General features: G+C 72.2%; 12 protein-coding genes. All 12 read left to right on the top strand.

What is annotated here, in order from left to right; genetic code table 11:
* Window positions 1-18 precede the first annotated feature (18 nt).
* From HYV93_08755 to HYV93_08700, 12 genes are read left to right on the top strand one after another with little or no spacing between them, the layout of a single operon-like run.
* The gene (locus HYV93_08755; protein MBI2526056.1) at window positions 19-183 is read left to right on the top strand and encodes a hypothetical protein; all 165 of its coding nucleotides are present in this window, start codon (window positions 19-21) and stop codon (window positions 181-183) included.
* Between the two features lie 10 nt (window positions 184-193).
* Window positions 194-691 (top strand): acetyl-CoA carboxylase biotin carboxyl carrier protein, encoded by a 498-nt coding sequence (accB, locus tag HYV93_08750; protein ID MBI2526055.1) that lies wholly within the window; start codon window positions 194-196, stop codon window positions 689-691.
* Window positions 598-2,040, top strand: a complete 1,443-nt coding sequence (gene accC, locus HYV93_08745; protein MBI2526054.1) for an acetyl-CoA carboxylase biotin carboxylase subunit — start codon at window positions 598-600, stop codon at window positions 2,038-2,040. Before accB (HYV93_08750) ends, accC begins: the two co-directional genes overlap by 94 nt.
* Before the next feature lie 45 nt (window positions 2,041-2,085).
* Window positions 2,086-3,486, top strand: coding sequence for a DUF2088 domain-containing protein (locus tag HYV93_08740; protein MBI2526053.1), 1,401 nt, complete (start codon window positions 2,086-2,088; stop codon window positions 3,484-3,486).
* Window positions 3,487-3,514: 28 nt separating this feature from the next.
* Window positions 3,515-4,513 (top strand): ABC transporter substrate-binding protein, encoded by a 999-nt coding sequence (locus tag HYV93_08735; GenBank protein MBI2526052.1) that lies wholly within the window; start codon window positions 3,515-3,517, stop codon window positions 4,511-4,513.
* 13 nt (window positions 4,514-4,526) lie between these two features.
* Complete coding sequence (locus HYV93_08730; GenBank protein MBI2526051.1) at window positions 4,527-5,366, top strand: ABC transporter permease; 840 nt, start codon at window positions 4,527-4,529, stop codon at window positions 5,364-5,366.
* Window positions 5,348-6,094, top strand: coding sequence for an ABC transporter ATP-binding protein (locus HYV93_08725; protein MBI2526050.1), 747 nt, complete (start codon window positions 5,348-5,350; stop codon window positions 6,092-6,094). Before HYV93_08730 ends, HYV93_08725 begins: the two co-directional genes overlap by 19 nt.
* A gap of 19 nt (window positions 6,095-6,113) precedes the next feature.
* Window positions 6,114-7,565 carry a pyruvate carboxylase subunit B gene (locus HYV93_08720; protein MBI2526049.1) on the top strand — a complete coding sequence of 484 codons (1,452 nt, stop codon included), beginning with the start codon at window positions 6,114-6,116 and terminating at the stop codon, window positions 7,563-7,565.
* Entirely contained in the window at window positions 7,562-8,500 is a 939-nt protein-coding gene (locus tag HYV93_08715; GenBank protein ID MBI2526048.1) for an alpha/beta fold hydrolase, read from the top strand. The genes HYV93_08720 and HYV93_08715 overlap by 4 nt, the downstream gene beginning before the upstream one ends.
* Window positions 8,497-8,862, top strand: coding sequence for a hypothetical protein (locus tag HYV93_08710; GenBank protein ID MBI2526047.1), 366 nt, complete (start codon window positions 8,497-8,499; stop codon window positions 8,860-8,862). Before HYV93_08715 ends, HYV93_08710 begins: the two co-directional genes overlap by 4 nt.
* Window positions 8,862-9,368, top strand: coding sequence for an acetyl-CoA carboxylase biotin carboxyl carrier protein (accB, locus tag HYV93_08705; protein MBI2526046.1), 507 nt, complete (start codon window positions 8,862-8,864; stop codon window positions 9,366-9,368). The genes HYV93_08710 and accB (HYV93_08705) overlap by 1 nt, the downstream gene beginning before the upstream one ends.
* Window positions 9,361-10,824: a pyruvate carboxylase subunit B gene (locus HYV93_08700; protein ID MBI2526045.1), complete on the top strand. Its 1,464-nt coding sequence runs from the start codon at window positions 9,361-9,363 to the stop codon at window positions 10,822-10,824. Before accB (HYV93_08705) ends, HYV93_08700 begins: the two co-directional genes overlap by 8 nt.
* Window positions 10,825-10,858: the final 34 nt, after the last annotated feature.

Raw genomic sequence — 10,858 nt, 5'->3', positions numbered from 1 at the left:
TCGGACCGGGTGGTGGTGATGAGCGTGCGGCCGGGCGTCATCAAGGAGGTGTTCGTGAACACGCTGCCGCAGCCGCGCACCGAGGAGATGCGTGCGTCGCCGGAGTTCCTCAAGGCCCGCCATCACCTGTGGGGCCTCGTCAAGGAAGAGGCGGTGAAGGCCATGGCGCAGCGGCAGGCGTGAGGGGCGACGGATGGATCTGAGCTACGACGACGTCCAGAACATCCTGAAGATCATCGATGCCTCCTCGCTCGAGGAGCTGCGGCTCGAGATCGGGGACCTGACGCTCGTCGTGCGCCAGCGCGGGGCGCGGGCGGAAGCGGCCCCTGAGACGGCGCCCGAGGCGACCGTCGCGCCCCCGCTCGCGGCCTCGACGCCGCGCGAAGCGGCGCCCGCGCCCGGCGTCGCGCCCCGCCCCGGCCGGGAGCAGCGCGCCGCCGAGGGGGAGTTCGAGCTGAAGGCGCCGATGGTCGGCACCTTCTACCGGGCCCCCCGGCCGGGCGCGCCGCCCTTCGTGGAGGTCGGGAGCCTCGTGGACCCGGACGACGTCGTCTGCATCATCGAGGTCGTGACGCTGATGAACTCGATCACCACGGGATGCCGGGGGCGGATCGGCGAGGTCCTGGCGGAGAAGGGAGAGCTCGTGGAATACGGTCAACCGCTGATGCCCGTGGCGCCGCTCGGCGCCTGAACACGGTCCTCGTGGCCAACCGGGGCGAGATCGCCGTCCGGGTGATCCGCGCCTGCCGCGTCCTCGGCCTCCGCACGGTGGCCGTCTACTCGGAGGCCGACCGTGGCGCGCTCCACGCGCGGCTGGCCGACCGCGCCGTGTGCATCGGGCCCGCGCCCGCGGCGCGGAGCTATCTCGATGCTCAGGCGCTGCTCGCGACGGCGCGGGGCGTCGGTGCCGACGCGGTCCACCCGGGCTACGGCTTTCTCGCGGAGAACGCCGACTTCGCCGCCGCGTGCGCCGAGGCGGGTCTGATCTTCGTCGGCCCGTCGGCGGAGGCGATCCGCGCGATGGGCGACAAGGTCCAGGCGCGCGCGCGCGCCGCCGCGCTCGGGATCCCGGTCGTGCCGGGGCCGCGCGGCGCCCTCGCCGGCCCCGCGGAGGTCGCCGCCGCGGCGCGGAGCATCGGCTATCCGCTGCTGCTCAAGGCCGCGGCCGGGGGGGGCGGGCGGGGGATGCGGGTCGTGCGGTCGGCGGGGGAGCTCGCGGAGGCGTTCGGCACCGCCCACGCGGAGGCGCAGGCGGCCTTCGGCGACGGCCGGCTCTACGTCGAGCGGTTCCTCGAGGGCGTGCGGCACGTCGAGGTGCAGGTCCTGGCCGACCGCTTCGGCGCCGCCGTCCAACTCGGCGAGCGCGACTGCTCGATCCAGCGCCGGCACCAGAAAGTCCTCGAGGAGGCGCCCGCGCCCGGTGTGAGCCCCGCGCTGCGCGCGGCGATGGGCGCGGCCGCCCTCGCGCTGGCGCGTGGGATCAAGTACGAGAGCGCCGGGACCGTGGAGTTCGTGCTGGAGCCCGCGACGGGCCGCTTCTACTTCATCGAGATGAACACGCGCATCCAGGTGGAGCACCCGGTGACCGAGGTGGTGACCGGCGTCGATCTCGTGGCCGCCCAGCTCCGCGTCGCGGCCGGGGAACGGCTCGCGCTCGCCCAGGCCGACGTGAGGATCGACGGCCATGCGCTCGAGTGCCGGATCAACGCCGAGGCGCCCGACGCGGACTTCCGCCCCTCGCCGGGGCGGATCGAGCGCTGGAAGGCTCCCGACGGTCCCGGGCTGCGCGTCGACACGCACGTCGAGCCCGGCGCCGTCGTGCCGCCGTTCTACGACTCCCTCCTCGCCAAGGTGATCGCCCACGGCCGCGACCGCGACGAGGCGATCGCGCGCATGCGCGCCGCCCTCGGGCGCTTCGAGGTCGAGGGCGTCGAGACGACCATCGCGTTCCACCGCCGGATCCTCGACCACCCCGACTTCGGGAGCGGCCGCGTCCACACGCGATGGGTCGAGGACGAGCTCCGGGGCGGGAGGCCGTGACCGTGACCGATCGCGCGCCATGAGAACGAGAAAGGGGAGCGTCCGATGCCGCACCAGGTCGTGACCGTGGACTGCGGAGCGGGCCGGGAGGGGATCACTGTGCCGGCCGACGCGGTGGTGCTCGAGTACGTCGAGCAGCCGGCCGCGGGCGACCCGCATCTCCTCGTCGAGCGGGCTCTGGACGCGCCGCGCGGCCTGCCGCCGCTCGGGGACCTCGTTCCGGCGCTGCCGCGGAGCGGGCGGCGTCGGATCGTCATCGCCTTCGACGATCCCAACCGGCCGGCGGCGACAGTACGGGCAGTCCTGCCGCCGGTCCTCCGGCGCCTGGAGGCAGCGGGCGTCGACGACGAGGAGATCACGCTCGTCAGCGCGAACGGGATGCACCCGAAGTTCAGCGGGGAGAGCCTCTGCGCGTACCTCGGCGCCGAGGTCACCAAGCGCTTCGGCGAGCGTGTCCTGAACCACGATTGCGAGGACGCGGAGGGCCTCGTCGACCTGGGGACGACGGCCTTCGGCGACGTCGTCGAGGCCAACCGCGCAGCGATGGAAAGTGATCTCCTGATCTACGTCGGCAACGTCGCGGCGAACATCTGGGGCGGCTACTCCGGGTCAGGGATCGTCGTGGGGCTCGGCGGGGTGCGCGCCTTCGCCGGGCATCACGGCCGGGACGGCATCGGCCATCGGGACTCCTGTCACGGGCAGCCGCGCACGATGCTGTACCAGCGCAGGAAGTCCGCGGTCCACGAGGCGATCGAGCGGGCGCGGGCCCGCGCGACCTTCTACGTGGAGGGGATGACCGACGCGCGTGGGGTGATCGACGTGTTCGCGGGTCGCGCCGAGGCGATCCGCGAGGACGCCTGGGCGGAGGCCGATCGGCGGGTCGTCCGGCGGACGCCGCCGGCTGACGTGCTCGTCGTCGGCCTGGCCCGCGCGTTCCTCTACGGCCTCGCCGCCAACCCGCTCATTGCGCTGACGGGGGTCGCGTTCCCCACACGGCTCTGGCTCGGCGCGCCACTGCTCCGGCACGGCGGCATCGTGATCGGCGTCACCGACAGCGCGGGCGTCGTCGATCCCGCCACCCATCCGGGGTACGAGGAGGCGATCCGGGAGTTCGGCCGGACGCGCTCGTTCGTGGCGCTCGCCCGCGCGGCGGAGGGCATCGGGCGCGACCCGGCGCTGGTCGCGCGCTACCGCGCGGGCGGCGCCTACCATCCGTATCACCCCTTCTGGCTGTTCAACGAGGACGAGTACGCGATGACCACGGCGGGGCGCATCATCATGGCCGGCGCCAGGCCGGGGGAGCACTGGGACCGTCTGGGTTGCATGGTCACGCCGGACTTCGCCGCGGCCTGGAGCGAGGCGCGGCGCCTGATGGGCCCGCATCCGCGCCTCGCGGTGCTGCCCACGTACTGGTCGAAGCCGCGGATCAAGTTCGACGTGCAGTGAACCGAGCGGACGACGGAGGACGGTCGACATGAAGCACGTGACGTGGCTGGCGGCGGCCGGGATCGCGGTATGCATCGTCGCGGGACAGCCCGGGGTCGGGACCGCGCAGAAGACGACGACGATCAGGGTGGGCGACCAGATCGGCTCCGAGCTGGACTACGGCCCGTACTGGATCGCCGTCGAGAAGGGGTACTTCAGGGAGGAGGGGATCACGACCGTCCGCCGGACGTATCCGAACGGCCCCGCCACGCTCCTCGACTACAACAAGGGGGAGGTGGACGCACTGATGGCGGGACTCGGGCCCTACATCCAGGCCGCGGCCCAGGGCTCGGACTTCGTCGTCCTGATGTCCATCACGAAGGGGAACGCTCCGCTGGTGGCGCGCCCGGAGATCAGGTCGGCGAAGGACCTCAACGGCAAGCGCGTCGGGACGCCGGGCCTGGGGACGATCCACGACACGATGCTGACGCTCTACGAGAAGGCGCACGGGATCAAGGTCGAGCACGTCTCCGCCAAGATCACGGACCTGGTGGCGATGCTCGAGAAGGGCGAGGTGGCCGGCGTCCTCTGCTGGGAGACCGTCGCCGCCACCACCGTGCGGTCGGTGAAGGGCGCCCACTACCTGGCGCCGCTGCCCGTCATCCCCGGGGCCGAGAGCCTCCAGGTGGTCCTCAACCGCCAGATCGTCAAGTCGAGCCCCGACGTCGCCCTGGGCTTCACCCGCGCGCTCGTCAAGGGGATGCGCTACTACGAGAAGCACGAGGACGAGGGGCTTCGGCTCATCGCGAAGGCGATGAACTTCCCCGACGCGCTCGAGGTCGCGCGGCTCGGGAAGGGCCAGGTCAAGATCACCGACCCGTACATGGAGCTCAAGAGCTCGCAGATCATCTTCCAGGCGCTGCTCGACACCAAGAAGATCACGGCCGAGCGGGTGAAGAGCTTCGACGACTACATGAAGCGGTTCGTCGACTACGCCCCCCTCCGCAAGGCCGAGGAGTCGCTCAAGGGGTGGGAGCCGAAGAAGTAGCGGGGGGCCGACGATGAAGGTCGAGGCTGAGGTCCGCGCGGTCGCACGCGCGGCGGCGCGCCCCGCCGCCGCGCACGAGCGGTGGCCGGTCCGGGTGCTGCTTCACAACGTCTTGGCGGCGCTGGCCGTGCTGGCCGTCTGGCAGGCGGCAACCTGGCTCGTCCACTCCGTCTTCTTCCCCAGCCCGCTCCAGGTGTGGCGGGCGATGGGCGACCTCTGGGTCAACGGCGACGTCACCGGGAACTCGCTGCTCACCCACATCCGCTGGAGCCTGTTCCGACTGCTCGCCGGCTTCTCGATGGGCGTCGTGCTCGGCGTGCCGCTGGGCCTCCTGATGGGACTCTACAAGCCCCTGTACATCGGCACACGGGCCGCGCTGGAGCCGTTCCGCTTCATCCCGCCGATCGCGTGGATTCCCCTGACGATCGTGCTGCTCTCCGGGTTCTCCCGGTACGTGTTCCTCATCTGGCTCGGCGCCTTCTTCCCGATCTTCGTCGCGACCCTGGTCGGCGTGCCACGCGTGGATCTGATCCACAAGAACGTAGCCAAGGTCCACGGGGCCGGGCGCTGGTACATCCTCACGCGGGTGGTGATCCCCTCCGTGCTCCCTGACATCCTGGGCGGCATGCGCGTCGGCATGGGCACGGCGTGGATGACCATCGTCGCGGCGGAGATGAGCGGCGGGGAGACGACGGGGATCGGGCGGATGATGGTCAACTACGCCGAGCTTCTCCGGATCCCCGAGATCGTGGTGGGAATGATCCTCATCGGTGTGCTGGGCCTTCTCATGAACGAGGTCCTGATCCGGATCGAGAAGCGCCTCTTCCGCTGGCGCTGGGAGGTGAGCCTGTGAGCCGAACGGTGGAGGTGGACGTCTCCCAGCGCTTCGGGGAGCTGGTCGTGCTCGACCGGCTGACGTTCTCGATCGCGGAGAACGAGTTCCTCTGCCTGCTTGGTCGCAGCGGGTGCGGCAAGACCACGGTGGCGAACCTGATGGCCGGCCTCGTCCCGTGTTCCGAAGGGTCGGTGACGATCGACGGGGTCCCCGTCGATCCCCGCCGCCACGAGCTGGCCTTCGTGTTCCAGGAGCCCTCCCTCTGGCCCTGGCGGACGGTGCGCCACAACATCCGGATCGGGCTCGAGATCAAGCGGGTCCCGCGCGCCGAGGTCGACCGCCGCGTGCAGGAGATGATCGAGCTGGTCGGGCTCGGGGGCTTCGAGGACTATTACCCGTACCAGATCTCGGGCGGCATGAAACAGCGGGTCGCCATCGCCCGTGCCTTCGCGGTGGACGCGGATCTCGTCCTCATGGACGAGCCATTCGCCGCGCTCGATGGGCAGACGCGCATGACGATGCAGGCGGAAGTGCTGCGCATCTGGGAGAAGCGGAAGACGACGGTCGTCTTCGTCACCCATAGCCTCGAGGAGGCCGTCTATCTGGCCGAGCGGATCATCGTGCTGACCGAGAAGCCGACGCGGATCAAGGCGAACCTCGCGGTCGACCTGCCGCGGCCGCGGGACTTCGCGCATCCCGGGTTCATCGCGCTGCGGAAGCGGCTCGGCGAGCTGATCGGGACGTGACGCGGGAGGCGCGGACGCCGTGAGCCCCCGGAGCGCCGCGACCCGAAAGGTCGGGCTGATCGACGTCACCCTCCGCGACGCCCACCAGTCCCTCTGGTCGACGCGCATGACGACCGCGATGATGCTCCCGGTCGCGCCGATCCTCGACCGGGTGGGCTTCGAGGCGATCGACCTCGTCGGGGGCGCCGTCTTCGACGTGTGCGTGCGCTATCTCCTGGAGGACCCGTGGGAGCGGATGCGGATCATGAGCCGGGCGATCACCCGCACCCCGCTCATCGTGATGACCCGTGCCCAGAGCCTCTTCACCTTCGAGTTCTTCCCCGACGACGTGGTGGAGCTCACCGCCCGGCGCATCGCCGCCAACGGCATCCGCTACGTCACCCCCTACGACGCCCTGAACGACATGCGGAACATGGCGGTGCCGGTGCGGGCGTCCAAGGCCGCGGGGCTCTACGTCGACGGCGGAATCGTCTACACGCTGAGCCCCGTGCACACCGACGCCTACTATGCGGCCAAGGCGCGCGCGCTGGTCGGCCTGGGCGTCGACGCCGTCTTTCTCAAGGACCCGAGCGGGCTCCTCACCCCCGACCGCGTGCGGACGCTCGTGCCGGTGCTCCGGGCGGCGGTCGGTGACCGGCCCCTCCAGCTCCACTCGCACTGCCTGACCGGGCTCGCCCCGCTCTGCGCGCTCGACGCGATCGGTCTGGGGGTCGACACCGTCCACACCGCCACCTCGCCGCTTGCCCACGGCGCCTCCCACCCGCCGACGGAGTGGGTGGCCACCAACGCGCGGCGCCTGGGGTTCGAGGTCGACCTCGACGTCGAGGGGCTCCGTCCCGTCGCCGACTACTTCCGCTACGTGGCGGCCCGGGAGGGCAAGCCGCTCGGCGAGATCGCGGAGTACGACCCCTTCCACTACGAGCACCAGGTGCCGGGGGGGATGATCAGCAACCTCCGGAGCCAGCTGCGCGACCTGGGGCTCGAGCACCGGCTGGAGGAGATCCTCGAGGAGGCGGCGCGCGTCCGCCGGGAGCTGGGCTACCCGATCGTCGTCTCCCCCTTCGCCCAGTTCGTCGTGACGCAGGCCGTGCTGAACGTGATCGGCCGCGAGCGGTACGCGACGGTGCCCGACGAGGTGCGGCGCTACGCGCTGGGCTACTACGGGGAGCTGGCCGCGCCGGTGGACCCGCAGGTGCTGGACCGGATCGTGCGGAACGAGCAGCCGGTGACCGCACGCCCGGGGGAGCTCCTGCCGCCGGCGCTCGAGCGCGTGCGTCGCGACCGCGGCCCCTTCGCCTCGGACGACGACCTCCTGCTGGCCGTCTTCTACGACGCCGACCAGTACGGCCAGCTCGTGGCGGCCCGGCCGATCCGCACCGCGTACCCGGTGGCGACCACCCCGCTCCTCACGCTCGTGAAGGAGCTGGCGGCCCGGCCCGCCGTCGCGTCGGTGTGCCTGGTGAAGTCGTGAGTGGCGCGGGCGCTCCGACGAGAGCCGGCGGCGAGATCGTCCGGTTCTTCAGCGAGGGCGAGCCCATCGAGGCGCTCCTGTTCCGGCCCGCCGGCGCCTCCGGCGACGGCGGCCGGCCCGGCGTCGTGCTCTGCCACGGCTTCACGGCGCTCAAGGAGATGATCCTCCCCGACATCGCGACCCGCCTCGCCGGAGAGGGCTACGTGGCCCTCGTGATCGACTACCGGTACTTCGGCGGGAGCGGCGGCCAGCCCCGGGGTCGCCTCCTGCCGCAGGCACAGGTCGCCGACATCCGGAACGCCCTCAGCTACCTGGGGCAGCTCGCCGGCGTGGACCCCCGGCGCCTGGCCCTCTTCGGCACCAGCTTCGGCGGCGCCACCGTGACCTACGCCGCGGCCCTCGACCCCCGCGTCCGCTGCGCCGTCAGCAACGTGGGGCTGGGCGACGGCGGCCGCTGGCTCCGTCACCTCCGCGCGCCGGACGAGTGGGCCGAGTTCGAGCGGCGTCTCGCGGCCGACCGGGTGCGCCGCGTGCTGACGGGCGAGAGCGAGCGCGTCCACTCCCACGAGATCATGGTGCCCGATCCTGCGACCCGCGCGGCGCGCGAGGCCCGCCAGGCCGCCTTCCCCTCCTGGGATCTCACCCTGTTGCTCGAGTCGGCCGAGGCGATCCTCGACTTCCGCCCCGAGGAGGTCGTCCACCGGATCGCGCCGCGTGCCATGCTCTGGATCCACGCCGGCGCCGACGCTCTCGTGCCGCCCGAGGAGTCGCGGCGGATGTTCGAGCGGGCGGGCGAGCCGCGCCGGCTCGTGATCCTCGACGGGCTCGCCCACTACGACACCTACGCCGGGGCCGGGCTCGATGCGGTGCTGCGCCACACGCGGGACTGGTTCCGAGAGCACCTCCACCCCGAAACCCGAAAGGAGACTCCATGAGGCGCACGATCCTCGCGGCCGCCGTTCTCGTCGCGTTCGGTACCTGGCTCGCCGCCGTCCCGGCCCCGCCGCCCGCCGCGGCGCAGGCCGGCGCGCCGCTCCCCATGCGCATCGGCTATCAGACGAACTCGGACTGGCTGACCATCGCGGCGCGCACGCACAAGCTGTTCGAGAAGGCCGGCCTGGCGTGCGACGCGCTCGAGAAGGACCGGATGCCATCCATCAAGGTCTTCGCCGAGGAGGCGGGGATCAAGGGGGACTGGGCCGCGACGATCTACCGGTGGGCGGAGCCCCAGTACCCCTTCTCGGTGGTGAGGGACTCGCCCTTCCTCATCCGCGACGAGCTACGGAAGGACGGATAATGGCAGTCTCGATCGAGGAGATCCGCGCGATCCTGCAGCTCATCGACGCCTCGGCCTGGGAGGAGTTCGTCCTGGAGACCGACGGCCTCAAGCTCGCCGTGCGGCGGACGGCCGCCGACCTCTCGGCGCCCGCGTCCCCGTTGGCGCCCTCGCCGCCTGCCGAGGCCGCGGTCGCGGTCTCCCCGCCCTCCCCGGGTCGGCCCGCGCCGCCCGCGCCGCCGGCGGCCGTCGGCGAGGAGCTCCCGCCGGGGCTCGTCGCGGTGCGGGCGCCGATGGTCGGCACCTTCTACCGGGCGCCGGCGCCCGGCGCGCCGCCCTTCGTGGAGGTCGGGGGCCGGGTCGAGGCGGCCGACACGGTCTGCATCCTCGAGATCATGAAGCTCATGAACTCGATCCCGGCCGGCGTGCGCGGGCGGGTCGCGCGCTTCTGCGTCGAGAACGCCACGCTCGTCGAGTACGGCCAGCCGCTCGTCCTCATCGAGCCCGAGGGCCCGCCCGGTGCGTGACCTCCGGGTCGTCGACGTCACCCTCCGCGACGCGCACCAGTGCCTGTGGGCGACGCGCATGCCGACGGCGATGATGTTGCCGATCGTCGAGCGCATGGACCGGATCGGCTTCAAGGCGATCGACCTGATGGGCGCGGTGACGTTCGACGTGTGCGTCCGCTACCTCAGGGAGAACCCGTGGGAGCGGATCCGGCTCGTCCGCGAGCGGGTCCGGGAGACGCCGCTCAACGGCTGGGTGCGGAGCAAGAGCCTCATCAGCTTCAACGTGGTGGCGGACGACGTCATCGAGCTCTGGATCCGGTGCCAGGCCGCCAGCGGCCTCCGGCGGATGACCCTCTTCGACGCCCTCTTCGACCTCGACAACCTCGACGCCGCCATCCGGATCTCCCGGGCGCTCGGCCTGTACACCGTGGGCGCGCTCGTGTTCTCGCTGAGCCCGGTGCACACCGACGCGCTCTTCGCCGCCACGGCCCGGGGCCTCGTCGCGCGCGGGGTGGACGCGGTGCTGCTCAAGGACTCCGCGGGGCTCCTCACCCCCGAGCGCGCGCGGACGCTGGTGCCGGCCATGCTCGGCGCGCTGGGCTCGACGCCGCTCGAGATCCACTCCCACTGCACCACCGGCCTGGCTCCGCTCGTCTACCACGAGGCCATGCGGCTCGGGGTCGAGGCGGTGCACACGGCCATCTCGCCGCTCGCCCACGCCACGTCGCTGCCGCCGACCGAGCGCATGGTCGACTACGCCCGCCGGCTCGGGCGGCCGGCGGCGCTGGACGGCGAGGGCCTGCAGGCGATGGCGGCCCACTTCCGCGCGGAGGCAGAGGCCGCGGGCAAGCCGCTCGGCCGGCCCGTCGAGTACGACCCGTTCCACTACCGCCACCAGGTGCCGGGCGGCATGATGACGAACCTCACGGCCCAGCTGGCGGAGGCGGGCCTGGCGCACCGGCTCGCCGAGGTCTTGGAGGAGATCGCCCGGGTGCGCGAGGAGCTCGGGTACCTGAACATGGTCACGCCGACCTCGCAGCTCGTCGGCACCCAGGCGGTCATCAACGTGGTCCAGGGGGAGCGCTACCGCACGATCCCGGTGGAGGTCGTGAAGTACGCGCTCGGCCACTACGGCAGGCCGCTGGCGCCCATCGACTCCTCCGTCATGGACCGGATCCTCGCCACGCCGGCCGCGCGCGAGCACGCGCGGGTGGAGCCGCCGGCGCCGATGGTGGAGCGGGTCCGCGCGAGGTTCGGCGGCCGCCTCACCGACGAGGAGGTGCTGCTCCGAATCATGTTCCCCGAGGAGCACGTCGAGGCGATGCTGGCCGCGCCGCCCCGCGCCGGACGCCGGCCCTCGGTCGCCACGCCGCTCGTCGACCTGGTCCGCGCCCTGGTCACGGAGCGGCGGTTCGTCTCGGTGCGGCTCGAGACGCCGGAGGTCCGGGTGACCGCGCGCGCCCGGCCGGCCTGATGCCCTTGACAGGCAACCCCGACGCGAGTAGAAG

The sequence above is a fragment of the Candidatus Rokuibacteriota bacterium genome (assembly GCA_016188005.1).
Taxonomy (GTDB): Bacteria; Methylomirabilota; Methylomirabilia; order Rokubacteriales; family CSP1-6; genus UBA12499.
This window is presented reverse-complemented; position numbering and strand designations above follow the sequence as displayed.

Bases quoted from the DNA above. Each gene is read 5' to 3' on its own strand.
- HYV93_08730 (MBI2526051.1), top strand. From the start codon at position 4,527: ATGAAGGTCGAGGCTGAGGTCCGCGCGGTCGCACGCGCGGCGGCGCGC.
- HYV93_08710 (MBI2526047.1), top strand. From the start codon at position 8,497: ATGAGGCGCACGATCCTCGCGGCCGCCGTTCTCGTCGCGTTCGGTACC.
- HYV93_08755 (MBI2526056.1), top strand. From the start codon at position 19: ATGAGCGTGCGGCCGGGCGTCATCAAGGAGGTGTTCGTGAACACGCTG.
- HYV93_08740 (MBI2526053.1), top strand. From the start codon at position 2,086: ATGCCGCACCAGGTCGTGACCGTGGACTGCGGAGCGGGCCGGGAGGGG.
- HYV93_08735 (MBI2526052.1), top strand. From the start codon at position 3,515: ATGAAGCACGTGACGTGGCTGGCGGCGGCCGGGATCGCGGTATGCATC.
- accC (MBI2526054.1), top strand. From the start codon at position 598: ATGCCGGGGGCGGATCGGCGAGGTCCTGGCGGAGAAGGGAGAGCTCGT.
- accB (MBI2526046.1), top strand. From the start codon at position 8,862: ATGGCAGTCTCGATCGAGGAGATCCGCGCGATCCTGCAGCTCATCGAC.
- accB (MBI2526055.1), top strand. From the start codon at position 194: ATGGATCTGAGCTACGACGACGTCCAGAACATCCTGAAGATCATCGAT.